Origin of the sequence: Xanthomonas maliensis, from assembly GCF_009192945.1 — a bacterium.
Lineage (GTDB): Bacteria > Pseudomonadota > Gammaproteobacteria > Xanthomonadales > Xanthomonadaceae > Xanthomonas > Xanthomonas maliensis.
The window spans coordinates 1-24,966 of record NZ_NSET01000064.1 but is presented as its reverse complement, the minus strand read 5'-3'; the positions used below and the strand labels follow the sequence as shown (position 1 = coordinate 24,966).

At 66.6% G+C, this 24,966-nt stretch carries 26 protein-coding genes; 13 read left to right on the top strand and 13 right to left on the bottom strand.

Annotated features, from left to right (window positions below; all coding sequences use genetic code 11):
- Positions 1 to 142 precede the first annotated feature (142 nt).
- Positions 143 to 2,707 (top strand): bifunctional lysylphosphatidylglycerol flippase/synthetase MprF, encoded by a 2,565-nt coding sequence (gene mprF, locus CKY51_RS19000; protein WP_022973422.1) that lies wholly within the window; start codon positions 143 to 145, stop codon positions 2,705 to 2,707.
- A 98-nt stretch (positions 2,708 to 2,805) separates the two neighbouring features.
- On the opposite strand, the gene CKY51_RS18995 is transcribed toward mprF, so the two are convergent.
- From CKY51_RS18995 to CKY51_RS18970, 6 genes are all read right to left on the bottom strand, one after another.
- On the bottom strand, positions 2,806 to 4,200 hold the full coding sequence (locus CKY51_RS18995; protein ID WP_031340344.1) for a virulence factor family protein: 1,395 nt from the start codon (positions 4,198 to 4,200) through the stop codon (positions 2,806 to 2,808).
- 132 nt (positions 4,201 to 4,332) lie between these two features.
- A complete protein-coding gene (locus tag CKY51_RS18990; protein WP_081641426.1) occupies positions 4,333 to 4,503 on the bottom strand; it encodes an oxidoreductase-like domain-containing protein in 171 nt (56 codons plus the stop codon).
- Between the two features lie 36 nt (positions 4,504 to 4,539).
- Positions 4,540 to 5,145: an HD domain-containing protein gene (locus CKY51_RS18985; RefSeq protein ID WP_022973420.1), complete on the bottom strand. Its 606-nt coding sequence runs from the start codon at positions 5,143 to 5,145 to the stop codon at positions 4,540 to 4,542.
- Between the two features lie 35 nt (positions 5,146 to 5,180).
- Positions 5,181 to 5,783, bottom strand: coding sequence for a 2'-5' RNA ligase family protein (locus CKY51_RS18980; protein ID WP_022973419.1), 603 nt, complete (start codon positions 5,781 to 5,783; stop codon positions 5,181 to 5,183).
- Positions 5,784 to 6,037: 254 nt separating this feature from the next.
- Entirely contained in the window at positions 6,038 to 6,493 is a 456-nt protein-coding gene (locus CKY51_RS18975; RefSeq protein ID WP_152249672.1) for a PA2169 family four-helix-bundle protein, read from the bottom strand.
- Between the two features lie 221 nt (positions 6,494 to 6,714).
- Positions 6,715 to 7,917, bottom strand: coding sequence for an MFS transporter (locus CKY51_RS18970; protein WP_022973416.1), 1,203 nt, complete (start codon positions 7,915 to 7,917; stop codon positions 6,715 to 6,717).
- A gap of 201 nt (positions 7,918 to 8,118) precedes the next feature.
- Here CKY51_RS18970 and CKY51_RS18965 point away from each other — a divergent pair, with 201 nt between their 5' ends.
- Positions 8,119 to 9,213 carry an alkene reductase gene (locus CKY51_RS18965; protein WP_081641425.1) on the top strand — a complete coding sequence of 365 codons (1,095 nt, stop codon included), beginning with the start codon at positions 8,119 to 8,121 and terminating at the stop codon, positions 9,211 to 9,213.
- Between the two features lie 176 nt (positions 9,214 to 9,389).
- Entirely contained in the window at positions 9,390 to 10,139 is a 750-nt protein-coding gene (locus CKY51_RS18960; RefSeq protein ID WP_022973414.1) for a hypothetical protein, read from the top strand.
- A 72-nt stretch (positions 10,140 to 10,211) separates the two neighbouring features.
- Here CKY51_RS18960 and CKY51_RS18955 read toward each other — a convergent pair whose 3' ends face one another.
- Positions 10,212 to 10,547, bottom strand: a complete 336-nt coding sequence (locus CKY51_RS18955) for a zinc ribbon domain-containing protein YjdM (protein ID WP_031340342.1) — start codon at positions 10,545 to 10,547, stop codon at positions 10,212 to 10,214.
- 114 nt (positions 10,548 to 10,661) lie between these two features.
- Between CKY51_RS18955 and CKY51_RS18950 the strand changes: the two genes are divergently transcribed.
- From CKY51_RS18950 to CKY51_RS18935, 4 genes are all read left to right on the top strand, one after another.
- Positions 10,662 to 11,660, top strand: coding sequence for a cation diffusion facilitator family transporter (locus CKY51_RS18950; protein ID WP_022973412.1), 999 nt, complete (start codon positions 10,662 to 10,664; stop codon positions 11,658 to 11,660).
- Between the two features lie 130 nt (positions 11,661 to 11,790).
- Positions 11,791 to 12,264 carry an FKBP-type peptidyl-prolyl cis-trans isomerase gene (locus tag CKY51_RS18945; RefSeq protein WP_022973411.1) on the top strand — a complete coding sequence of 158 codons (474 nt, stop codon included), beginning with the start codon at positions 11,791 to 11,793 and terminating at the stop codon, positions 12,262 to 12,264.
- 95 nt (positions 12,265 to 12,359) lie between these two features.
- Entirely contained in the window at positions 12,360 to 13,718 is a 1,359-nt protein-coding gene (locus CKY51_RS18940; RefSeq protein WP_022973410.1) for an Hsp70 family protein, read from the top strand.
- Positions 13,719 to 13,915: 197 nt separating this feature from the next.
- The gene (locus CKY51_RS18935) at positions 13,916 to 14,101 is read left to right on the top strand and encodes a hypothetical protein (protein WP_022973409.1); all 186 of its coding nucleotides are present in this window, start codon (positions 13,916 to 13,918) and stop codon (positions 14,099 to 14,101) included.
- Between the two features lie 49 nt (positions 14,102 to 14,150).
- On the opposite strand, the gene CKY51_RS18930 is transcribed toward CKY51_RS18935, so the two are convergent.
- Genes CKY51_RS18930 through CKY51_RS18920 form a run of 3 tightly spaced genes read right to left on the bottom strand, consistent with a single transcriptional unit; the run spans position 14,151 to position 16,142 of the window.
- Entirely contained in the window at positions 14,151 to 15,032 is an 882-nt protein-coding gene (locus CKY51_RS18930; protein ID WP_022973408.1) for a DUF4097 family beta strand repeat-containing protein, read from the bottom strand.
- 10 nt (positions 15,033 to 15,042) lie between these two features.
- Positions 15,043 to 15,561: a hypothetical protein gene (locus tag CKY51_RS18925; RefSeq protein WP_052172288.1), complete on the bottom strand. Its 519-nt coding sequence runs from the start codon at positions 15,559 to 15,561 to the stop codon at positions 15,043 to 15,045.
- Positions 15,558 to 16,142, bottom strand: coding sequence for an RNA polymerase sigma factor (locus tag CKY51_RS18920; RefSeq protein WP_022973407.1), 585 nt, complete (start codon positions 16,140 to 16,142; stop codon positions 15,558 to 15,560). Before CKY51_RS18920 ends, CKY51_RS18925 begins: the two co-directional genes overlap by 4 nt.
- A 168-nt stretch (positions 16,143 to 16,310) precedes the next feature.
- On the opposite strand from CKY51_RS18920, the gene CKY51_RS18915 reads away from it, so the two are divergent.
- From CKY51_RS18915 to CKY51_RS18905, 3 genes are read left to right on the top strand one after another with little or no spacing between them, the layout of a single operon-like run.
- Entirely contained in the window at positions 16,311 to 16,556 is a 246-nt protein-coding gene (locus tag CKY51_RS18915) for a hypothetical protein (protein WP_152249671.1), read from the top strand.
- Positions 16,557 to 16,613: 57 nt separating this feature from the next.
- Complete coding sequence (locus CKY51_RS18910; protein ID WP_022973405.1) at positions 16,614 to 18,317, top strand: AMP-binding protein; 1,704 nt, start codon at positions 16,614 to 16,616, stop codon at positions 18,315 to 18,317.
- Positions 18,318 to 18,360: 43 nt separating this feature from the next.
- The gene (locus CKY51_RS18905; RefSeq protein WP_031340336.1) at positions 18,361 to 18,954 is read left to right on the top strand and encodes a mechanosensitive ion channel family protein; all 594 of its coding nucleotides are present in this window, start codon (positions 18,361 to 18,363) and stop codon (positions 18,952 to 18,954) included.
- A gap of 9 nt (positions 18,955 to 18,963) precedes the next feature.
- Here CKY51_RS18905 and CKY51_RS18900 read toward each other — a convergent pair whose 3' ends face one another.
- Positions 18,964 to 19,230 (bottom strand): DksA/TraR family C4-type zinc finger protein, encoded by a 267-nt coding sequence (locus CKY51_RS18900; RefSeq protein WP_031340335.1) that lies wholly within the window; start codon positions 19,228 to 19,230, stop codon positions 18,964 to 18,966.
- Positions 19,231 to 19,353: 123 nt separating this feature from the next.
- Between CKY51_RS18900 and CKY51_RS18895 the strand changes: the two genes are divergently transcribed.
- On the top strand, positions 19,354 to 19,608 hold the full coding sequence (locus CKY51_RS18895) for a DUF2789 domain-containing protein (protein WP_022973402.1): 255 nt from the start codon (positions 19,354 to 19,356) through the stop codon (positions 19,606 to 19,608).
- 249 nt (positions 19,609 to 19,857) lie between these two features.
- On the opposite strand, the gene CKY51_RS18890 is transcribed toward CKY51_RS18895, so the two are convergent.
- Entirely contained in the window at positions 19,858 to 20,031 is a 174-nt protein-coding gene (locus CKY51_RS18890; protein ID WP_022973401.1) for a DUF1328 domain-containing protein, read from the bottom strand.
- Between the two features lie 226 nt (positions 20,032 to 20,257).
- Here CKY51_RS18890 and CKY51_RS18885 point away from each other — a divergent pair, with 226 nt between their 5' ends.
- Together CKY51_RS18885 and CKY51_RS18880 are read left to right on the top strand one after the other, a co-directional pair.
- Positions 20,258 to 20,767, top strand: a complete 510-nt coding sequence (locus CKY51_RS18885) for a M48 metallopeptidase family protein (protein WP_022973400.1) — start codon at positions 20,258 to 20,260, stop codon at positions 20,765 to 20,767.
- A 442-nt stretch (positions 20,768 to 21,209) separates the two neighbouring features.
- A complete protein-coding gene (locus tag CKY51_RS18880; RefSeq protein WP_022973399.1) occupies positions 21,210 to 22,310 on the top strand; it encodes a Glu/Leu/Phe/Val dehydrogenase dimerization domain-containing protein in 1,101 nt (366 codons plus the stop codon).
- Between the two features lie 40 nt (positions 22,311 to 22,350).
- Here the strand turns inward: CKY51_RS18880 and CKY51_RS18875 are convergent.
- Positions 22,351 to 24,966, bottom strand: a 2,616-nt coding sequence (locus CKY51_RS18875; RefSeq protein WP_152249670.1) for an autotransporter serine protease, incomplete at its 5' end; no start/stop codon positions are given.

Here is a 24,966-nt window from a genome sequence, read left to right as displayed (position 1 = left end):
CACCGTGGCGTCCACGTTTCGATCGGCGCGCGTGCGCAGGCTTCCATCGACGCCCAAGACATCCGACCATGGCGTCACCGGGGGCCGAAGACGTCCACCGGCCTGTGTTGTTCCTTTTCCTTCTGACGATCCTGCCGCTCTCATGACGGACACCTCCGTTGCTTCCGAAGCACCCGCCCGCGGCTGGCGCCGCGCCGTGCCGGTCATCATCAGCCTGGTGATCCTGGCAATGGCGCTGCACGCGCTGTCCGGCCAGTTCACCGATCACGGCTATCGCCAGATCCGCCACGCGTTTCGTGCGCTGGGCGTTCAACAGATCACCCTGACCCTGCTGCTGGGCCTGAGCAGCTACGCCTGCCTGATCGGCTTCGACTGGGTTGGACTGAAGCGCACCGGCAAGCGTTTGCATCCTGCCCGGGTCGGCATCACCGCGTTCCTGGCGCATGCGGTCGGACAGACGCTGGGGTTTGCCGCCCTCACTGGCGGCGCAGTCCGCCTGCGCGGCTATGGCAGCGTCGGCCTGACCCTGGCCGAGATCGGCCAGGTCGTGCTGATGAGCACGCTGGGCTTCGTGTTCGGTGCCTGGGTGCTGCTGGGCCTGGCCCTGTTGCTGGAACCGGAAGCCGCCGCGCGCGCATTGCCGATCACCGTCGGCGCGATCCGTGCCAGCGGCATCGGGCTGCTGCTGGCCTATCTGGCGATGTTGCTGCTGGTGGGACGCCAGGGACGCGAGTTCGGCATCGGCCGCCATCGTTTCTGGGTTCCCGACCGCACGACCGTCCTGGGCGTGACCGGACTGAGCGTGATCGAACTGGGCCTGGCCGCCGGCGCGTTCTACGTGCTGCTGCCGCCGGATCCGGGCACCGGCTATTTCGGCTTCATCGGCATCTGGCTGGTGGCGGTGGTCGCCGGCCTGGTCTCGACCGTGCCGGCGGGCCTGGGCGTGTTCGAATGGAGCCTGCTCAAGCTGCTGCCGCAAGTGACGCCGGCCGCCGTGCTGGCGGCCGCGCTGGCCTATCGCGTGACCTACTACATCGTCCCGCTGCTGATCTCGGTGGCGATGGCGGCATCGTCGGGATTACGCGGTCCCGCCCGCATCAGTGCGCATACCGCGCGCACCATCTGGAAAGTGCTGCGCCCGTGGCTGCCGCAGATCCTGGCGCTGGGCGTGTTCGCGGTCGGCGCGGCGTTGATGATCGACGGCACCTTGCCGACACCGCGTGCGCGCCAGGATGTGGCGCCGCTGCCTCTGATCGAGACCTCGCATCTGCTGGTCAGCCTCGGCGGCATGCTGCTGCTGTTGATCGGCCAGGGACTGCAACGCCGCAGCCATGCGGCCTGGGTACTGGCACTGGGCGTGTGCGTGCTGTTGCCGCCGCTGTCCCTGCTGCGCGGCAGCCATATCTCGGTCTCGTTGTCGGCGGCATTGGCCGCGGTCGCGTTGTGGGCGGCGCGACGCGAGTTCTATCGCCAGGGCGCGCTGCTGGACGAAGCCTGGTCGTGGCGCTGGCTGAGCAATCTCGGCCTGGTGCTGGTGGCGACCTTCTGGCTGCTGTTCTTCGTCTACAGCCATGTCGAATACAGCAACGACCTATGGTGGGAATTCGCCACCTCGGCCAACGCGCCGCGCGCCTTGCGCGCCACCTTGATCCTCAGCGTGGGCGTGCTGATGTTCGGCATGGCGCGCTTGCTGCGCGGCGGCCGGCGGCCGCTGCCGGCTGCTGATGCGCAGGAGCTGCAGACGCTGGAACCGGTGCTGGCCGCCAGCACCGATACCCAGGCCTGCCTGGCGCTGACGGGCGACAAGGCCTTTCTGCACGATGAGCAGGGCCGCGGTTTTGTCATGATGCAGCGCTATGGCGGCTCGCTGATCTCCATGGGCGACCCGGTCGGCCCGTCCGACGTCGCCTGCAGCTTGATCTGGCGCTTTCGCGAGGAAGCCGACCGCATGGGGCTGCGTCCGGTGTTCTACCAGGTCGGCGAGCGCTTCTGGCAGACCTATCTGGACATGGGCCTGAGCCTGGTCAAACTGGGCGAGGAAGCGATCGTGCCGCTGGAGGGCTTCACCCTGGAAGGCCGCGATCGCGCCGACCTGCGCCAGGCCTGGAATCGCGGCAAGCGCGGCGGCTTGAGTTTCCGCATGCTGCCGCCGGAACAGGTCGACGGCGTATTGCCACAATTGGAAGCAGTCTCCGAACAATGGCTGGAGGAGAAGGCCGGCGAGGAAAAGGGGTTCTCGCTCGGCAGCTTCGACGGCGATTATCTGCGGCGTTTCCCGCTGGCCGTGGCCGAAGCCGAAGGCCAGATCGTCGCTTTCTCCAACGTCTGGTGCGCGCCGGCAGGCGGCGAGTTGTCGGTCGATCTGATGCGCCACAGCAACCAGGCCCCCAAGGGCACGATGGACTTCCTGTTCATCGAACTGTTCCTGTGGGGTGCGGCCAACGGCTATACGCGGTTTTCCCTGGGCATGGCACCGCTGTCGGGCCTGGCCGAGCATCGGCTGGCCGGCCGCTGGAATCGCTTTGCCGGCCTGGTCGCCCGGCACGGCGAGCGCTTCTACGGCTTCAGTGGCCTGCGCCGCTTCAAGTCCAAGTTCGCGCCGACCTGGCGACCGCGTTATCTGGTGGCGCCCGGCGGCATGCACCTGCCGGCGGCGCTGCTGGACGTCACGCGGCTGATCTCGGTCGATCCCAGCCGCCAGGAATAAACGCCGGCGTCGCCGCGCGGCGCCTGTGCACGCCGCCGGCGCCCGCCCCGTATAACGGCCGAGCGGCCCCGGAGCGGTGCGCCGTTCGGCCTTGCCCGTCAGGGCTTGGCCGGTTGTTGCTGCGCTGGCGGTTGCGCCGGCGAATGCTGCTGCAGCTGCTGCAGGATCACCTTGGCCAGGGTCGCGTAATCACCCTTGAAGTGATGATCGCCAGGCAACGAGAGGCGTTTGGCGACCTGCGCCGGCAGGTTCGGGCACAACGCATCGTCATCGTCCTCACCATAGATGCAGACCGTGGTGCCCGGCGGCAGTCGCTCGACCTCGGGGGCGATCGGCAGGCCTTCATCATCCGAGCCCAGCCAGTTGCTGACATGGAACTCGTAGTCGGCCAGCTTCCCCACCGACAGCAGCGCGGTCATGCGGATGGCGAGCCGGGTATGCGCCGGCAGCTTGTTGATCGCGGCCGGCAGCACGTCGGCACCCTGCGAGAAACCGATCAGCACGACCCGCTGGCGCTGCCAGCGTTGCGAATAGAAGCGCGCGATGTGGTCGAGATCGGCGGCGAAGGTTTCCGGGGTGCGCTCGGTCCAGAAATAGCGCAACGAATCCAGCCCCACCACCGGAATGCCCTGCTCGGCCAAGGCATCGGCGACCTCCTCGTCCAGCCCGGCCCAGCCACCATCGCCGGACACGAAGATCGCGAAGGTGTCGCCGCCCTTGCCGGTACTGGGCACCTCCACGACCGGCAGGCCTTCCAGGTCGGCCGGCGGTGGCGGCAGCGATACGCCCTTCTGGGCGCCCAGCGAACGGACTGCCGCCCGCAGGCCGGGCAGCACATTGCCCCTGGGCGTGCGCGCGAACGTCCGCGCCAATGGCACCTGCTTGAGGAAATCCGCTTCGGCGGCGGCCGGACAGCGCTTGTCCTGGCTGCTGGCCACCAGCAACGGCACCGGCGTGGGTGTCGGCGTCAGTGTGCCGTCGTCCTGTTTCACGCCCGCTCCGCAGATGACCTGCTCCGGAATACGGGCCGGGCATAGACCGTCGGTCAGCAAGCCCGCCAAGGTGTGGGGCTTGGCCTGCGCGCCGATCGCATAGGCCAACGCAGCCCCTTCGCCGTCGCCGACCAGCAGCGGCAAGCGATACGTGGGCACGTGATAGAAGGCCTGCAGATAGCGCGAGAAGTTCTCGATATCGCCGGCCGAGAAGATGCAGGTGCCGCCCATCTTGTGCAGCACGCTGTAAAGATGGCGGGTATCGACCAGCGCGACCATCGCACCATCGGCACGCAATGCCTGCGCCTGGGCCTGACGACGGGCGTCGTTGGCATTGCCGGTCAGCCAGATCACCACGCGCTGCGGATCGCCCACGGGCCGCAACACCGGGATGTCTTCGAAGCGGCCATGGCTGACCGTCTGCGACTGCGCGGCGGCCAGGCCCGAGCAGGCCAACATCGCCGCGCCAGCGAGCGCGCTCCATTTGTCAAATCGTCGCATGTCGCACCATCGGGAAAAGTGGTTCAAAGATAATCGCTCAGGCCAGGATCGCGAAGCGCGCCGGCCAAGCAGTTGTCAGACTGTCATCTGCGAAGCGGCCCTTCGCCGCTGCGCAGCGGCCCCAGTGGCCGCTCACCCGCGTCGCTGGCGGGCTTCCCACGCCGCCAGGGTCTGCCGATAGCGAGCCAGCTCTTCGGCGTACAGATCCAGCACGCACAAGGGGCAGCCGCTCTCGCAGCATTCATTGGGGCCAGGCGGCTGGGGTGGCTGGGGGCGGGGATCGGAGTCGAGCACGTCTTGCATGGCCTTGATTGTACCGCCGGCACCGGTCGATCCCGTTCAGCGACCCAGCCGGCGCCGCAGGTTGGCGCGGGCGGCGGCATCGTCGCGCGCATGGAAATAGGGGCTGAGAAAGATACGCGGGCGTTCCAGCAAGGCCGCCAGGAAGCGCCGACGATGCAGACTGAACAACGGCCGCGGCACGTGGCCGCGGTATTCCTCGGCGATCCCGCGGTCGTAGGCATCGAAGACCGCCGCCGGAGCAGCGAGGATCGCCATGTCGCAGTCCAGGAATAGCGCCGCATCGTCGTCGACGTCCTGCGGACCCAGTTGCCCATGACGGGCGGTCAACAGGATCAAGGTCTGCACGCGCGCCAGGTCCACCTCCGCCTCGGGCCACCAGCGCGGAATGCAGTCGATCGCCCACTGCGCCGAACGCGCCTCGTTGTCGCTGCGGCCAGGTTGGTACACCGCATCGTGAAACAGGACCGCCAGCCAGACTTCCAGCGGTTGTCGCCAGCCCGGCCCGGCCGCCACGTCGGCATAGTGATCCAGCACGGCGCGCACGTGGCCGAAGTGATGGTAGGCGCGTGCAGGCGTGGCATAGGCCTGTTCCAGGGCCGCCAGCTGGGCGGGCTGCAGGATCGGTAGCGAGATCGCGGGCATGCTGCAAGGCTAGCGCGTCGGCGCCGGCGCGCAAGTCACCGCAGCATCCAGCGCCCCTCGAACTGATAGCGCGACTGCCCCAGGAAGCTACGCACCAATGCAAACTCCCGCACCGTCCATCGCAGCGGCGCGCAGCGACGCAGTGGCAACGCTTGACGGCAGTACAACAGGGTCATATGCGGGGTGTACTGCGCATCGCCGGCGATGCCGACATGCGCCAGCTGCCGCCCCAGCTCGCCCTGCAGCACGTACAGCCCACGCACCTGCTCCTCACCGCGCAGCACACAGGGCAATTGCGAGCGGCGCCCGCCAAACGTGCCCACCCGATCGAATTCGGCCTCGAATGCCGGCAGCGCGACGCGTGCCGCCGCCTGACTGGCCCCTTGAATCAACGAGGGCGGCAGGCCACCGGCGTAATCGCCCAGATGATGCAAGGTCACATGCAAGCGTTCGCGCGCCAGCGGCTTGCCGTCCACCTGCCCGTCGCGCAGCAGCGCATCGCCAATTTGCGCGGCGTTTTCGGCGGTTGCGGCGTCGGCCATGACCGCAAAGAACAGCCGCTCGGTCGGCGTTTCTCCGCCAAGCCCGAGCGAGAGCTGCGCATCGGCCGAGGCCAGGTACAGGAAGGTTGGCTGCATGGACGAGGTCACGAGCGTACCGGCCTGTGGAAGAAGGGGCGGCGGATACTAGCAGAGCCATTCCCGAAATCGCACGTCGCTTGACCTTGGGGCGATCACTGGCGGAAGACGCAGGCGGTTCCGCTGGGATCGCCGCGCGTGCCGCTGTCGATGGTGCAGACCTGGGGCCGGATCTGGGCCGCAAAAAAGATGGGCGGCAAGTGCCGCCCATCCTGCCTCTATCGGTTGGAGCTGTCGCTATGTGGCATTGCGCCTCAGGCAGCGTTCTTCATTGCATGCTTGCGGTTACGCATCACATCGTGGCAAGCGCGCACTTCCGGCAGCAGGCGCAGCGCAGCGTCGCGCGCGGCCGACGGCGTATCCTGATCGGCGATGACTTCATCGAAGGCCTTGAGCAGGCGATCTTCCGACTCTTCCAATTCGGCGACATAGCCGTATTTGGTGTCGCCCAGCGTCGCGCGCAGCTTACCGTAGAACTGCTGCATGCTGCCCACCATGGTGCCGTGCGATTCCGGCTTGCCGCCGACCGAGGCGACGACGCTGCTCAGGTTGCTGACGATATCGGACTTCACGCCGGCAATGCGGCGGAACAGGGTTGCCAATTCGGCGTCGCCCACCTTGCTGGCCGCCTCTTCGTAGAAATCCTTGCCGTCGCGGGAAATGGCGATCAGATCGTTGAGGCTGTGCTCGGTCTTGCTCTGGATGCTCATACGTTGACTCCTCTTGTCTACGGGTGGGTCGACACGCGCGGATCTCGCGCTTGCGTCCGTCATGCAGCTGCATGAGCGACGCTGTGTGCGATCTCATCCTGTCGTCGGCGTCATAATCGAGACGTGAGCGATCGAGCCAAGATCCTCACGCAACACTGCCGGCGATGAACATCGATTCAGCGCAAAACCGGGCACAAGCGCGCACATCGGCGTCGCTCCGCCTAGATGCTCCAGGCAGCACGGCTGCGCTCTTGCTGGCGTGCAAGCGCATAGATCAGCAAGCCCCCCAATGCGGTCAGCGCACCGACATAGCCGGTAGACGTCCAGCCCAGGCCGGCGCCGATCGCCATGCCGCCGAACCAGGGCCCCAACGCATTGGCGGTATTGAAGGCAGCATGGTTGGACGCCGCGGCCAACGTCTGCGCCTGCGCGGCAACATCCATCAATCGGGTCTGCAAGGCCGGAGCCAGTGCTCCCATGGTGCCCACCGCCACGATCGACAGGAACACCCAGTTGCCCGCATGCGCAGCCAGCGGGAAGGTCAGCATCACCACGATCGACCACCCCAGCAGCACCGGCACCGCGCGGAATTGCAGGCGATCGAACAACCAACCGCCGAGCAGGCTGCCGAGGACGCCCCCGACGCCGAAGGCCATCATCGCCAGCGGAATCCGCTCCGGCGACAACCCGGTGACCGACGTCAGCGTGGGACCCAGATAGCTGAAGACGCAGAACATGCCGGAAAATCCAACCGCACCAATCGCCAATGCGAACCACACCTGCGGCTGATTGAAGGCGCGCAGTTCCTGCAACGGTTGCTGTCGCGGCTCCTCCGATGCGGATGGCAAGCGGGCGGCCACCGCCACCACGGTGCCGACCGCGAGCACCGAGACGCTCGCATAGGCCCAGCGCCAACTCACCAGCTGTCCCAGCCAGGTCGCCAGCGGATTGCCGACCAGCAAGGCCACACTCAGTCCCAGCATCACCCGCCCCACTGCGGTGCCACGTTGATGCGGCGGACTGATGGAGGCGGCGACCAGCGAGGCCACACCGAAGTAGGCGCCATGCGGCAAGCCGGCGATGAAGCGGCACAACAGCATGCTGTGATACGTCGGTGCCAGCGCGCTGGCCAGATTGCCGAGCGCGTAGAAGCCCATCAACCAGAGCAGCAGCGTGCGTCGCGGCCAGCGCGCCCCGAGCACCGCCAGGATCGGCGCGCCCACCACCACGCCCAGCGCGTAGGCACTGATGACGTGGCCCACCTGCGGTGCGCTGATCTGCAGCCCGTCGCCGATCTGCGCCATCAAACCCATCGTGGAGAACTCGCTGATCCCGATGGCGAAGCCGCCCATCGCAAGGGCAAGCAGGATCAGTACATAGTCGCGTCGCGGCAGAAGCGGCGCAGCAGTGTCGGTGACGGACATGCCTTGCTCCGAATGACCAACGCACTAGTATTGTGCAACGCAGCAAACGAGGGAAGTGCCCGCACGCGCAACTTTCGCCATTGCCACGCGTGCAGCACCCCTGGAAGGACGCAGCGTCCTATTGGAGACGCTCGAAGACGGTCCAGCTCGCCACCATCGCTGATGCACGCCAAATGGCGTTTCTTCCATCCAGAGGTGTCGATGTCTCACGCTTCGCAATCCCCGCTGTTCTCGCCGCTGCGCCTGGGCGCGCTGGACCTGGCCAATCGCATCATCATGGCGCCGCTGACCCGCAATCGCGCCATCGCCGGCCAGGTGCCCTCGCCCCTGGCTGCCGAGTACTACGCGCAGCGCGCGAGTGCTGGCCTGATCGTGGCCGAGGCCACACAAATCAACCCGCTTGGGCAGGGCTATCTGGATACGCCGGGTATCTATACGCCAGCGCAGATCGAAGGCTGGCGCGCCGTGACCCAGGCAGTGCATCAGCGCGGCGGCAAGATCGTGTTGCAGCTGTGGCATGTCGGCCGCGTGTCGCACACCAGCGTGCTGCCGCCCGGCGAGGTGCCGGTGGCGCCGAGCGCGATTCGCGCCGAAGGCAAGACGTTTACCGCCGACGGCTTCCAGGACCTGTCCGCACCGCGAGAGCTGGCGCTGGAGGAAATCCCGGCATTGATCGAGGACTATCGGCTGGCCGCGCGCAATGCCATCGACGCCGGCTTCGATGGCGTGGAAGTGCATGCGGCCAACGGTTACCTGCTCGATCAGTTCCTGCGCGACGGTTCCAATCGACGTACCGACGCCTACGGTGGCGATATCGAGAACCGTACCCGCTTGCTGGTGGAAGTGGTGCAGGCGGTGGTCGACGAGATCGGCGCCGATCGCACCGGCGTACGGTTGTCGCCGGTCACCCCCGTTTACGACATGCACGACAGCAATCCGCAGGCCTTGTTCGAGCGCGCAGTCGAGCGCCTGAACCTGATCGGCGGACTGGCCTTCGTGCATGTGATCGAGGGCTCCACCGGCGGTCCGCGCGACAACATCGCCTTCGACTATGCCGCCTTGCGCGCCAAATTCGATGGCGGCTGGATCGCCAACAACGGCTACGACCGCGGCATGGCCGAGCAGGCGATCCACCGCGGTTACGCCGACGCGATCGCCTTCGGTCGCCCGTTCATTGCCAATCCGGACCTGGTCAGGCGCCTGCACGATCATGCACCCTTGGCCGAGCTGGATCAGAACACGTTGTATGGCGGCGGCGCGGCAGGCTACACCGATTACCCGGCGTTGCCGGACTGAGAAACGTACGACGACGGGTCGCGGCGGCGGTGCTCCTGGCGCCGCCGCCGTCACCGTGGATCGCGCATGCAGCTGCGTACAGGGCGCACCATCGCTCAGGGCACCACGCTCGCGCTTGGCAGCGTGGCGTGGCCGAGTGAAGATGGAGCATGGCCCCTGTGCGAAGGAAGGAACCGATGCGCGTCCTGCCTCTGCTGCTGTCAGCGTCTGCCTTGGCGTGCAGCGCCCATGAACCAGCCCGCCCTGCCGCCCCGGCCAACGATTGCCTGGATGCACGAGCCTTGGTCGAGTTGCAGCAACCGGCCGCCGAGACCTTGCTCGTCACCGAACGCGGTGGCCGCCATTTCCGCCTGCAGTTGGCCCAGGCCTGCCCGGAGCTCGCCACGCAAGCGGACGCCCGCCTGCTGGCGCCCCACGGCTGGGTCTGCAATGGAGCCCCCGCCATGGTGGCCGCGGGACAGACGCAGTGCGCCATCGGCGAGGTTGCCCCGGTGAGCCCGCGCGATTATGCGGCGCTGACGCGCCAACACGATGCCGCCAGCATCGCCACCCTCGACCCGCTGACCGTGCGTCAGCAAGGACGGCGCGCCTTCGTCGGCAACAGCGCGTACTGCTTTCACCCCGGCCTGGTGCGGTCCTGGTCCGAGGACGACCAAGGTCTGCTGGTCGAAGTGGCCGCACAACGTCATGGCGGCCATCGCTATTACCGGGTCGAATTGATGGACAACTGCAGCGAACTCAATGGCTCGCCGCCGATCCGCTTCGTGTCGGGCATGGGACTGAACGCAATTTGCGGCAATCCCGGCGACAAGGTGGATATCGTGGATCAGTTCGCCATCACCGGCGCGGGGGCGGTCACCCGTCCCGGCCAGTTGGCGCGCATGCGGCAGAGCTGCACAGTGGCAGCGGTGTACCCGCGCGATTGAATGCAGCGCCAGGTGCGCCCGGGCGCGGGTGGCACTTGACCGGCAAGCGGTCGGCAACGCCCGTCCTGTTGCTCAGGCCTTGCGCAGGAAGCAGGTCTTCAAGACCAGTCCCTTGATCTTTTCCGAATGGCCTTCGATGTGCTCGGCATCGTCCTCGACCAGGCGGATATTGCGGATCACCGCCCCTTGCTTGAGCGGGATCGAGGCGCCCTTGACCTTGAGATCCTTGATCACCGTGACGGTGTCGCCGGCCTGCAGGACATTGCCATTGCAATCGCGCACCACGGCGGTGCACGTAGCGCTATCGCCAGCGCTCCATTCAAAACCGCAATCGGCACAGACCCACTGCGCTCCGTCGGCATAGGTATTCTCCAACGCGCATTGCGGACAGGCGGGAACGGCGGACATGGACTTCCTTGCTGACGGGCGGGCGTGGATTGTACGCGTGGCACGGTCGATCACGCCTCGGGCACGGCAACGGCGCGATAGTGCGGCGCCCTCACCTCCCCCTGAAGGCCGCCCGTGTCCGACAGCCCAGCCCCATCCACACCCACTGCCGAGGGCAGGACGTCGCGCGGCGCGCACCGGGTCGTCTATGTCGCCCTGGCCGGCAATCTCGCCATCGCCATCGCCAAGTTCGTTGCCGCGGCGATCTCTGGCAGCTCGGCCATGCTCAGCGAGGGCGTGCACTCGCTGGTGGACACCATCAACGAGCTCTTGCTGCTGTACGGCCTACGACGTGCGGCGCAGCCGCCAGATCCACGCCATCCCTTCGGGCATGGACGCGAGCTGTACTTCTGGAGCTTCATCGTGGCCCTGCTGGTGTTTGCGATGGGTGCCGGCGTCTCCCTGTACGAAGGCATCCAGCACTTGCGCGACCCACAACCGGCCAGCAACCGCCTGCTGGCCTACGCGGTGTTGGCGGTGTCGATCGTCTTCGAGGGCACTTCCTGGGTGGTCGCATTGCGCGAGTTCCGCGCGCGCAAGGGCCGCATGGGGTACTTCCAGGCGTTCCGGCAAAGCAAGGATCCCAGCACCTTTACCGTGCTGCTGGAGGACAGTGCGGCGTTGATCGGCCTGTTGATGGCCTTGCTCGGCCTGGCCGGCGCGCAACTGCTGGACATGCCGGCACTGGACGGCATCGCCTCGATCGGTATCGCCGGCGTGCTGGCATTCACCGCCTTCCTGCTGGCGCGCGAAACCAAGGGGCTGCTGATCGGCGAGCCGGCCGACGCCCATGTCAGCGCGTCGTTGCTGGCCATTGCCGGCGCCGATCCGGACGTGCGTGCCGCCAACGGCGTGCTGACCGTGCAATTGGGACCCAACCAGGTGGTGGCCGCGCTCAGCGCCGAATTCGAGGACAGTCGCGGTACCACGCAGATCGAAGCCTGCGTGGAGCGGATCGAAACCGCCGCCAAGCGCAGGCATCCGGACCTGGTCGCGCTATTCGTCAAGCCGCAGACGCCGGAGACCTGGCGCGCACGGCGTGCGGCAATCGAAGACGGCGACCGCACGGACTGACCGCCGGGCGGTCGCCCCGCGGCGACGGCTTGCATCATCGACGGCAATTGCCTACGGTGGCCTGACCGTATGCCGCTGCGTCGTGACGCTACCGACGTATTCCCCTTCTCTCTCGCAATGGAGGTTTCCGATGGAAATCCGCCAGGGTCGCGTTGCGACCTTCCACTACGTTCTTTCCGATGCCGATGGTCAACAACTGGATCGTTCGGCCCCGAACGCGCCGTTGAGCTATTTGCACGGCGCCGGCAATATCGTCCCCGGCCTGGAGCAGGCATTGGACGGCAAGCGCGTCGGTGACGCCCTGCACGCCGATGTGCCGCCGGAAGAGGGCTATGGCGTGCACAACGCACAACTGGTCCAGCAAGTCCCGCGTTCGGCCTTCCCCGACGACATCGAGGTAGCGCCTGGTGCGCAGTTCGAGGCGCAGACCGAGCATGGCGCCGTGATGGTGGTCGTGACCGAGGTGGGCCCTGAACTGGTGACCGTCGACGGCAATCATCCGCTGGCCGGCCAGAGCCTGCATTTCGACGTCGAAGTCACCGACGTGCGCGAGGCGACCGCGCAGGAGCGCGAACAGGGGTATGCGACCGGCCTGGTCGCCTGAGCAGACGTCGCATCAACGCAGCCTGCCTGCCCGGTCGCGTCATCGCTGTCGGGCAGGCGTAGTACAGTGCGCGGCCCGCCCATCGGCCAGGCTGCATGAAACTCGGCATCGACTTCGGAACCAGCAACTCCGCCGCCGCGGCGATCGTCGATGCCCAGGTGGTCCCGGTACGCTTCGGCGATGCCCTGCAATTCCGCACCACGGTGTACTTCCCGGAGGTGATGCGCGACCCGGCAGACTTCAGCCTGACACCGGCGCTGGAGCATCAGGTCGAGCGCCTCATCGAGACCGGGAGGCGCGATGCCGCCGCTGCCGGGCAGACGCCGGGCCAGGACAGCCTGCGCCGTGCGGCCATCCGGGTCGTCCGCCGCGAGTGGATGGAAGCGCAGGTCCGCGAACCGCGCACCTCCGCGGCGCTGCTGCAGAACGCGGTCTATGGCGACGAGGCGCTGGATGCGTATTTCCTCGAGGGCGAAGGCAGCCTGGTGCAGAGCCCCAAATCGATGCTGGGGTACAACCTGCATCCGCGTGCGCGCCAGACCATCACCGGTATCGCCACCCATGTGCTGGAACACATTCGGCTAACCGCCTCGCGGCAGTTCGAGCAACCGATTCGCACTGCCACCTTGGGCCGGCCGGTGCAATTCCGCAGCTCGATCGGCGAGGCCGGCAATGCGCAGGCGCTGGACATCCTGCACACCGCCGCGATCGCCGCTGGCTTCGACAGTGTCGACTTCCTGGAAGAGCCGGCCGCCGCAGCGATGCATTACCACGTCAGCCACACCACTCGGCACGACACCCTGGTGGTGGACATCGGCGGCGGCACCACCGACATCGCCCATGCCAGCGTCGGCGGCGACCAGCCGCCGCACGTGCATCGCGCCTGGGGCATCGCCCGCGGCGGTACCGACATCGACCTGGCGCTGAGCCTGGCGGCCTACATGCCGGCCTTCGGCCGCGGCAGCACGCGGGTGCCGGCACATCACTACGTCGAAGCGGCGACAGTGCAGGACATGACCCGGCAGCGCGAATTCCGCCTGCATCGCTACCAGGACGTGCCAGCCCCCTACGATCGCCGCCTGCAGGCCTTGCAGGACACTGGCAACACCGCACGGCTCTATCGCTGCGTGGAAGCCTGCAAGATCGCCCTCAGCACTGCTGCCAGTCACCACGATGCACTGGATTTCATCGAGCACGGGCTGGCGATCGAGGTTCCTGCGCCGACCTTGGTGGCTGCCGCCGCCGGCTACCTGGCCGAGTTGGAGGGACTACTGGCACAGGTGCGCTCGGATTTACCTGCGATGCCGGCGACCGTCTTCCTGACCGGCGGCATGTCGCGCGCCGGCTACCTCCGCGACACGGTGGCGGCTGCGTTTCCGACCGCGCGGCTGGTTGAAGGCGACCCCTCGTTCGGCGTGGTCCAGGGATTGGCGTGGGCGGCCATGGAATCGTGATTTATTTCACATTTTAACGAAATCCTACGCATTTTCAGCTAGAGTGTGGGGTCGCTGCAGACCCTAGCTGTCCGCACGCCAGGCACGCATCCAGTGCCGCCGCGATCATGCGCTTGCCTGATCGCTCCCTCGACACCGTCCCTTGCGCGCATGCCGTCGCATGCGGTGTCTTCGCAGTTCTCGCTACAGGAGTCCCCATGGCACGTCCCGCGACCAAGCAGAAATCCCAGCCCAGCATCGCACGCAGCGAAGGCAAGTCGCAGCCGCTCAGCCGCGAGCGCATCGCCGCCGACATCGCCGCGTTCCGCAAGAGCGGCGGCCGCATCGAAGTGCTGTCCACCAACTTCGGCCCGGCCCGCAACGACGGCGAGAGGAACGCCTGAGCGCCCCCCATCGTCGCGCCAAGCAATGGCGCGACGATGGCAGCCCCACTTACTCGGTCACCACCTGCACCGAGCCCGAATGCGATTCCAGTTTGACATCGCCGTTGCCGCTTCCCAGCGACGCCTTCAGGCTCTTGCCCGGCCCGTATTCCGGTTGTTCCACCCGGCCAACCGACGACTGGATGCCACCACTGAAGGTCTCGATCGAGAGCGCGGCCGAGCTCGTGCGCGGTAACGCAAGGCGGATGCTGCCGCTGACGCTCTCGGCCGAGACACTGCCGCCCGGCGCCAACGCTCCAATACGCAGCGTGGTCGCGCCAGACACGCTCTGAGCCTGCAGACGCGACACCTGCCCTGCCTCCAGGCGGATCTGACCAGACACCGACTCCACTGAAATCTGCCCGCTGGCACCGGCAGGCGCCTCGATTGCACCGCTCACCGTATCCAGCGTCAATCGCGAACTGGCCAGGGTGCTGCGCAAGGCGCCGCTAACCGTTTCCAGCTGCGCCTCCTTGGCGCGCCCGGCAGCAGTCACTGCGCCACTTACCGACTTGAGCTGCACGCGCGCCAACTCCACCTGATCGACATCCACATCGCCGCTGACCGCCTCGACCTGCAAGGAGGCGCCGCGCGGAATGCGCAGCTCCAGCCGCGTGCCCTCGCTATTGCGGCTGTTGCGCGGGTAGATCACCTCCAGCTGCAGACGGTCCGGGCTGTCGTTGACCTCCAGGCGCTGATTGGCGCCGAGCGTCCCGGTCACTGCGACCTCATCGCGATCCCACCCACGTACACGCACCTGGCCGGCGAGATTGTCCACATCGATGCGCCCGCCGCGTGCCAGCGGGTGGGTCTGATTGATGGCAGTCTGTGCGCCTGCCGGCGAGGCCCAGGCCACTGCCAGCAGACTGAAGCAAATGACGAGTTGGCGCATGGCGTGATCCTCAGCTGGAAAAGGTGGCGGCGTCCTGCGACGCCAGACGGGTCAGTTGCAGGCGCTTGGCATAGGTGCGCTGCAACTGCGAGAGCAGGAAAGCCGAACCGGGACTCTGCGCCAGCGCCTGCTGGATGGCCTGCGCACTCTGATCCAGTTCGTCCAGCGCCGGCCGTAGATCTGCCGGCGCCTGTTGCAGCGGGACTGCCGCAATCGCCTGCTGGTATTGCTGCCCCATCGCTTGCGCTTGCGTCAGTAGCGGCGCCGGCGGCGTGTGCGGCGACGCCCATGGCAAGTGCGGTGATGGCAGCACCGCCACCAGTGCCAATGCCGCCGCCAGCGCAAGGCCGATCGCCGGCCCTGTCCAGCGCCTGCGCCGCTGCGGCCGCACGGCAATCGGCGTGTCGTTCGCCTCCAGCCCGGCAGCGATTCGCTCCCACAGCTCAGCCGGCGGTTGCCGCTCACGCGGCAACGCCCGCAGCTGCGCCTGCAAGGTGAAGGGGTCGATCAACGGTGATTCCTCGCTCATGCGGCATCTCCCAGGCGGTTACGCAGCAAACCGCGCGCGCGGTGCAATTGTGCTTTCGAACTTCCGACTGCCATCTGTAATTCGGCAGCGATCTCATGATGCTTCCAGCCCTCGATATCGTGCAGGACCAGGACCGCGCGCGCGCGCGGCGGCAGCGTCTGCAGGGCGCGCTCCAGATCCATCTGGGTTGCCTGGCATGCCGCCGGAGCCGCCATCCGCGTCAGCAGCTCGCCGTCCGCGTCCTGTTCCAGGTCGTGACTGGACGAGCGTGCGCGCAGTTCCATCAGCGCGGTATTGACTGCCAGCCGATGCAGCCAGGTTGCCAGCGCGCTCTCGAAGCGGAACTGCGGCAGCGCCCTCCATGCGGCCAGAAACGTTTCCTGCAGCACGTCGTCGGCACGTGCAGGGTTGCCGCCGCACAGCCGCCACACCGCGGCATACAAGCGCGGGGCATGCCGTCGATAGATCGCCTCATAGGCCCGCCGATCCCCGCCCGCGGCGGCACGCGCCAACGTCACGTCGTCGTGGTCGGCGGATGCGGCGTCGGCTGCGGTGGGCATGGGCATGGAGGCATCGAGCATAGCGACTTGGATGCGGACGACACCGGAAAGGTTTAAAGCGGCCGGAACGATGGGGTTGCGAGCGCGTCTAAACCTTTTCACACACCCCAGCATCCAAGTCAGCGTCGTTAGCGATCGACCGCTCGACACGGACGCCTCCCGCGTTCGCCTGCCGCCTGGAGAAACGCGATGCCCTCTATCCTCGGCCTGCTCCTGAGCTTGTGCCCCCTGCACTATGTGGCAGCCCTGCCCTTCGAGCAGGTGCAACTCTCGGTCGCGCCCACGCAATTGCGCGTCTGCCTCCTGCAGCCGTCCGCGCAACCGATGTGCATGCAGATCGCCCCGCCCGATTCCTGGCATTGGCTGCGCAGCGCGCGCGAGGCATGGCGACAGGTGTTCGAACCTGCCAGACGCGACCCACGTCACGCGCGCTAGCGCCGCAGAGGCCGATGGCTGTGGTCCAATCCCTGCATCCCCGTCTCCCGCAGCGCGATGTCCGAACCTTCTTCCAATTTCCTCAGTCATGTCGTCGGTCCACGCCATCCGCCGCTGCTGTCCGACACCGTCGGCAGTTTGCTGGCCCGCATCGCGGCCGCGCATCCACAGCACGATGCATTGGTCGTCCCGGACCAGCAGGTCCGCCTGAGCTATGCCGCCCTCGATGCGGCGGTCGACCGCCTGGCCGCCGGCCTGCTGTCGCTGGGACTGCAGCGCGGCGATCGTATCGGCATCTGGTCGCTCAACCGCGCCGAATGGGTGTTGCTGCAGTTCGCCAGCGCACGTGCCGGCCTGATCCTGGTCAATATCAACCCGGCCTACCGCAGCCATGAGCTGGAATACGCGCTGACCCAAGTGGAGTGCCGCGCGCTGGTGCTGGCGCGTCGCTTCAAACACTCCGACTATCCGGCGCTGCTGGCCGAACTGGCGCCGGAACTGGCCAGCGCCACACCCGGCCAGCTGCGCTGTGCCCGGCTTCCGGCCTTGCACCACGTGATCGTGCTGGGCGATGCGCCCGCATTGCCCGGCACCTGGCGCTTCAACGACATCGCCAACTGCCGCGACCGCGCCGCGCATGCCCAGGTGACGCAGTTACAGGCGCTGCTGCATCCGGACGACCCCATCAATATCCAGTTCACCTCCGGCACCACCGGCGCGCCGAAGGGAGCGACGCTGAGCCATCGCAACATCGTCAACAACGGCTTCTTCGTCGGTGAGCGCATGCGCCTGGGCGCACAGGACCGACTGTGCATTCCGGTGCCGTTCTACCATTGCTTCGGCATGGTGCTTGGCAATCTGGCCTGCGTCAGTCATGCCAGTTGCATGGTCGTTCCCGGCGAAGGCTTCGACCCAGGCAAGACCCTGCAACTGGTGCAGCGCGAACGCTGTACCGCATTGCACGGCGTCCCGACGATGTTCATCGCCATGCTCGAACATGGCGACTTCGCCAGCGTCGACCTGTCGACGCTGCGCACCGGCATCATGGCCGGCTCGCCCTGCCCGGTCGATGTGATGCGGCAGGTCGTCGAACGCATGCATCTGCGCGAGATCACCATTGCCTACGGCATGACCGAAACCAGTCCAGTGAGCTTCCAGACCTCGCCGGACGATCCGATCGAGCGTCGGGTGGATTCGGTCGGCCGGGTCCACCCGCATGTGGAAGTGCGCATTGTCGATCGCGAAGGACGCTGCGTGCCTTGCGGCGAGCCAGGCGAACTGCAGACCCGTGGCTACTCGGTCATGCGCGGCTACTGGAACGATGCCGACAACACCCGCCAGGCACTGGATGCCGACGGCTGGATGCATACCGGCGATCTTGGCACCCTGGACGCCGATGGCTATTGCCGGATCGTCGGCCGGCTCAAGGACATGCTGATCCGCGGGGGCGAGAACATCTATCCGCGCGAGATCGAGGAGTTCCTTTACACGCACCCGGCCATTGCCGACGTGCAGGTCTTCGGCGTACCGCATCCACGCCTGGGTGAAGAGGTCTGCGCCTGGATTCGTCTACGCGAGGGCACCGACTGCTCGACCGAAGACATCCGCACGTATTGCAGCGCACACCTGGCCCACTACAAGGTGCCGCGCCACGTGCGCTTTGTGCAGGAGTTTCCGATGACCGTCAGCGGCAAGGTACAGAAGTACCTGATGCGCGAGCAGATGAGTGCGCAGCTCGCGCAAGCGGATGCAGCCCACTGACCGCCCGGTACAATAGGGATCTTTCCCAGCCTCCATCGATCTGATGTCTGCAGCCGAAGCACCTTCTGCGATGATCCGCAGCCTGTTGCCGCACTGGAACCCGGCATGGCTGGACGTGGCCGTCCCAGCGGTGCAAGTTCTGGTGATCCTGCTTGCCGCCGTGCTGGTACGGGCATTGCTGCGGCAGCTGTTGCGTCGGCTATGTGCGCGCTACAGCGTACCGGCGGAAATGACGATCGGCATCCGCCGGGTCGGCAGCTTCATCATCTCGGTCAGCGCGCTGCTGCTGATCCTGCGGGTGTTCGGCGTGTCGGGGGTCACGCTGTGGACGGCGTTCACCGGCTTTGCCGCGGTCGGTGCAGTGGCGTTCTTCGCCGCCTGGAGCGTGCTGTCCAATATCTTCTGCACCTTCCTGATCATCACCACGCGCCCGTTCCGCCTGCACGACCATATCGAGCTGCTCGAAGGCGGCGACAAACCGGGCCTGAAAGGCCGCGTCGTCGACATCAACGTGATCTATACGACGCTGGAAGAAACCGGCGAGCGTGCGGGCAGCGTGTTGCAGGTGCCCAATAGCCTGTTCTTCCAGCGCACCACGCGTCGTTGGCGCGATGGCAGTGGATTGGGTCTTTCTTGAGCGCTGCGCTCAGCGCAACTGGCTATCCTTGCTGCCGCGACGGTTGTAGCCGCTGTGCGCCGCCAGATCATCGTCGTGGGCTTGCTGACACTGCACGCACAAGCGCACGCCCGGCACCGCCTTGCGCCGCGCGTCGGGAATCGGTGCATCGCAGTCTTCGCAGTGCGTCAGGCTGGGGCCACGCTGCAGCTGGCTGCGGGCACGCTGGACAGCGTCCTCGACCGTTGCATCGATCTGATCCTGTACCGCTCCATCACCCGCCCATCCGGTCGCCATGATCGCCTCACCGTTCAGACCCAAGGTGGATATGGGCACATCTGCGCACGATTGCAAGTTGCCTGCACACGCTGCAACACCGGTCTGACCTAGCATGGCCCATTCATCACCACCGGAGTCTCCATGGAACAGCCCGTACACCCCTTTTCAGAACTGTTCGCCCAGTTGGGCCTGCCAGCCGACGAAGCCAGCATCCGCCGCTTCATCACCGAGCACGCGCCGCTACCTGCGGACATGCGACTGGAAGAGGCACCGTTCTGGACGCCGGCGCAGGCGCAGCTGCTGCGCGAGGAGCGTCTTGACGATGCGGACTGGATCGTGACCATCGACCAACTCAACGTCGCCTTGCATACGACTGCCGACGACACTGGCGTCTGAGCGCGTATTCACCCCTGACAACGCGCTGCAAACCCATGCGCCAGTCCGACGAACGCCCGAGTGGCCGCGCGCCGGCAACCGCTGGAATCGGCGCCGCACGCCTCCGACTGCCGGGCAACGACGCTTCCCCCATCACGCGTAAGTGCTCGATGGCTGCCAGCGGCGCGGCACCAAGACGACGAAGGGGCTGCCGGTGGCAGCCCCTTCGTCTTCGCTGAGCGAAAATCGCCAGCGCCTGGCAGTGGCCAATCAGGTCACTTTCTTGGCGATCGTCATACCCAGCACGAACAGCACCACGGCAATGATGATGCCTGCCCAGAACAGGAACTTGGCGATGCCCATCGCCGCGCCTGCCATGCCGCCGAATCCCAGCGCACCAGCGATCAGTCCGATGATGGCAAAGATGATGGCCCACTTGATCATGTCGTCTCCTCTCCGGCGGCGCCGGTCTATGTCGTCAAAGCATGCCGATGGCACGCGTCCACCGAGGCATGCGATGCAAACTACCCATCGGCGTGTGCCGCATCCGTGAATACGGATGACACAGTCGGCAACGCTTCCATGCGCGTGCACGGCATGCCGTTATTGAGCGTGCACTCGCCGACACGCCGCTGTTCGGCCATCATGGCGGCACACAACAGACGCTCCCATGGACACGCTTCGTTATCTCCAGAGTTATCCGCCGGCGGTGCTCGACAAGGTCCGCGCACTGATCGCGCAGGGGCAGCTCGGCGCACTGCTGACACACCGCTATCCCGACGGCCACGCGGTCCGCAGCGACCGCCAGCTCTATGACTACGTCAAGGCCTTGCAGCAGCGTTACCTACGGTCCTCGCCCACGCTGCACAAGGCGATCTACGACAACCACCTACAGGTAGTGAAGCATGCCCTGGGTACTCACACAGCGATCTCACGCGTGCACGGCGGCCGCCTCAAGGCCAGCCGCGAGATCCGCATCGCCACGGTGTTCCGCGACGCGCCAGCGCCGTTCCTGGAGATGATCGTCGCCCACGAGCTGGCTCACCTGAAGGAGGCAGAGCACAACAAGGCCTTCTACCAGCTGTGCCAGCACATCGTGCCGGACTACCACCAACGCGAATTCGACTTGCGGCTGTACTTGACGTGGCAGGCGCTGTCGGCAGAGGCAGATCGCGGTTAGCGGGCGACAATCGAATCCGTCCGCACACACCGCAGCGTACGCCCCGCGCGCAGAATCGCCTGCCCGGTACCCGCGCAGGCAATCGGTACCCGATCGCGCAGCGCGCTCATCGATGCCAGCTCGGCAGTGGAGTCCGTCCGATCGCAGAACGCGGCGCGCGCCGCCTGGGGGACTCATCGACGCTCGTCCCAATGCCTGCCGGTAGGCAGCAGCGCCAGCTCCGGCATCGGCACTGCGCCCGCGCCCGCCGGCGGGAGACGCAATGAGCGCCACAATCGCCCTTGGTGAACAGATTCATGCACCTGCCCCCACCCCCGTGGTTTAAAATGGTGCGGCGCGACGCGAACGGACAGGGTCTGAGACGTCGCGTTTTTTGTTTCCCGGCGCGCGGGCACAGGTCCGTCGTCCGGGAAGGCATATCACGCAGTCCGCGGAGCCTTCGATGCTGTTCGAAACCCTCGATACCACCGGCCATGAGCAGGTGATCTTCTGCCATAACCGCGACGCCGGCCTGAAGGCCATCATCGCGCTGCACAGCACCCGGCTGGGGCCGGCCCTGGGCGGCGTGCGGATGCGCCCCTATGCCAACAGCGAGGCCGCGCTCAACGATGCGCTGCGGCTGAGCCGCACGATGACCTACAAGAATGCCTTGGCCGGTCTCAATGTCGGTGGCGGCAAGGCGGTGATCATTGGCGACCCCAAGACCGACAAGAACGAGGCGCTGTTTCGTGCCTTTGGCCGGTTCGTCGATACCCTGGGCGGGCGTTACATCACCTCCGAGGACGTCGGCACCGACGTCAACGACATGGAGCAGATTTACCTGGAAAGCGAGTACGTGACCGGCGTGCACCAGGTCCACCGCGGCTCTGGCGATCCGGCACCGTTCACTGCCTACGGTGCACTACAGGCGTTGATGGCGTCGCTCAACCGCAAGCTCGGCCACGAGGAAGTCGGCAAGGCGAGCATCGCCATCCAGGGCCTGGGCCATATCGGTATGGAACTGGTGAAGCTGCTGAAGGAGCGCGGCGCCAAGCTCTACGTCGCCGACCTGGACGCAGCCTTGGTCGACCGCGCAGTGTCCGAATATGGCGCCGAAGCAGTCCGTCCCGACGATATCTACGACGTGCCCGCCGACGTCTTCGCGCCGTGCGCGCTGGAAGGGGCGATCAACGAAGACACCTTGCCGCGCCTGAAGGCCAAGATCGTCTGCGGCACGGCCAACAATCAGCTCTCCAGCGCCGCCATCGGTGAAGAGCTGCATCGTCGCGGCATCCTCTATGCGCCCGATTACGTGGTCAACGCCGGCGGCGTGATGAACGTGTCGCTGGAGATCGACGGCTATAACCGCGAACGCGCCATGCGCCTGATCCGCAGCATTTACCACAATCTGGACAAGGTCTTCGACCGCTCCGTCCAGTTGGGGGTGCCGCCGCAGCAGGCCGCCGATCAGATCGCCGAGACCCGCATCGCCGCGATCAGCCAGCTCAAGCTGCCGCTGGGTCGCACGGCACCGCGCTTCTTGCACAAGTTGCGCGGCGAATGAAAGACCGCCGTCCCAGGTTGCCCTGGGACGGGCCGTTGGCTCAGAACCCGGCGCTGTAGCGCAGGCTCACTGCGCGCTCGTCGCCGCGGTCGCCGACGCGCTGGTCATAGCCCAGGCGCAGCCGGCCCAGGTCGCCGATGGGCGTCCAGGCGGCCAGTCCCAGCAAGCCGCCCGAGCGCGCCGGTTGCATGCCCTGCAACGGTGCCCAGGCATCGACCCCCGTGAAGCTGGTCTCCAGCGCCAGCCCCTGATTGCTCAAGGCCTGCTGCCATTCGGCATAACCATCCAGGCGCAGGCTGCGCCAACGGTAGCCAGCGCGCGCGCCGGCGAGCAGCTGAGTGCGAGTCGACGTACTGGCATCGGCGCGCAGGCCGAACCCGTCGCCGCCCGTTTCGTGGAAACCATCGCTGCGCAGGCTGACGTAGTCCACGCCCACATACGGCGTCAGCGTGGCAGCGGCCATGCCCCAGCGATAGCCTGCTTCGAGGGTGCCGCTGAGATAGCTGGCGTCGTAATCGCCAGACGCCGCGCTGGAGACCTCGCCCAGGCGCAGATTGCGTTCGATCTGCCGCTGGACCGAGCCCATGCCCACCTGCGCGAGCGTGTAGGCAGCGCCACGATGGACTCCCCAGTAGAGCTGCGCCTGCACCTGGCGATCGCGACCGCGACCGCCATCGAGATCGCCCAGACTGCTGGCGCGCGTCTCGCCGAAGGCGAAGCCGGCCACCGCACCGGAGGCCAGCGCCAGATCCTGCCCCATCAACCAGCCCGAACTGGCAAAGCCCGTCGTGGTCACCCCGCCTTCGCCAGGACCACCCAACGCGCGTTGCCAGACGCCGGTCAGACGAGGTTGCTGCGACAGCGCATCGAAATGGCTCGCCAGCGCGCGCCGGCCCAAGTCGATTGCATCGAAGGTCATCGCGGCCGATGCGGCATACGCACGCCCGGACAGGCTGCGCAGCGACTCGGAAGCGGCCTTGCCGTCGGGCGCCTGCTGCAATGCCGCCGCGGCCCGAATGAAGTCGCCGCTGATGGCGCCGCTGCCGCGCAGTTGCTGCGCATCCAGCTGCTGGAATGCCTGCTCAACGCGGACAGCCGACGCGAACGCTGCTGGTTCGGTCACGCCCAAGGCACTGGCGACCGCGGTCGCATCCAGCCGCCGCAACGACAGGTACGCGGTGGTGGCGTCGTAGCTCAGGCTGGCGTCGAGAAAGGTCACCGCCGGCCCGCTGCTGAGCGAGGCAAAGGTGCCTTGTAGTCCGCCGCCGGCCTGCAACACCGGATAGGTTGTGTTGTTGACGACGTAATCGCGTCGCCCCAACAGTTGTAGATCGCCGGCGATGCTTGCCGCACCGCCCACGCTCAGACGGTCGCCGACGATGAGCGCCAGACGCCCATTGCTGGCCTGGGTGTAATTGCCCGCCACCGTCAGTGTCCCGGCACCGACTTGCAGCGTACCGGCATTGTCGACATTGCCACCGATCCGGCCGCTACCGATCAGGGTGGCGCCGTTCGCCACGCCAGCACGCGCACTTTGCAAGCTGGCGACCTGCAGGGTGCCACCGAGTACCTGGGTATCGCCGGTGAAGGTATTGGCCGCACTGCTCAGCACCAGGGTGCCGGTGCCGCGCTTGATCAGGCCGCCGCTGCCGCTGATGTCGTTGGCCCACGTCGAGCGCAGCGTATCGACGGTGACATCCACCGTGCCCCAGTCCAGTCGTGCTGGTCCCAGCACCGCCTTGCCGACGTTCAGCAGGCCATAGCCGAACACCGGGTCCACGCCGGGCGCACCAAGATCGGTGGCGGTGCCCAACAGTGTCTGCCGCACCAGATCGTTGCTGAAATACGGGAACGCCTGCCATACCAACGTGGCCGCACCGGACACCAGCGGCGCGGCATACGACGTACCGCTGCCGTAGTAGTAGCTGATGTTGCCAGCGGTGCTGTCAGGGCCGACGAAGACCGCGGTTCCCGGTGCCACCAGGCAGTAGCGCATCGCAACGCCGCAGGCATTGGAATACGACGCCAGTTGGGTGGGATTGGCGGTATCCAGCGCAGCGACCACCAACCAACCACGCTCCAGATCCCTCGCGGGGAAGCTGCCATTGGGACCCGGTTGACTGGGCAGTGCCGCGGTATCGGAGGGATCGGCGCGCGATTCATTGCCCGATGCAAACACCACCAAGCCATTGTTGGACAGCACGAACGGACGATATTCCTGCGCGATCTGGTCGGTGACGGTGGGGTTGGTCCAATACAGGCCGCCCCAGGAATTATTCATGACCCGCACGCCGGCGCTGATCAGGTCCGCGTGCACATCGGACAATCCCAGCGGCCCATCGACGACATTGCCCTGACCGCTGCCATCGTCGCTAGGCGCCTTGTCGTTGATGATGCGCGCCGATACCAGACCAGCGCCGGGCGCGATTCCGCCCGGCCAACTGCCCACCGCACGCCCCGCCGCCAACTCCGCGACCGTGGTGCCGTGTCCGACCACGTCGCCGACCGCCACGTTGTTCTGGCGTGGATCGACATAGATGAAGCTGTCGCTCACCCGCCCTTGCAGGGCGGGATGATTGGTGTTGATGCCGGTGTCGACCACGCCGATGCGGTAGCCGGCGCCGGTGTAGCCCAAGGCCTGCGCGGCGCGCGCATT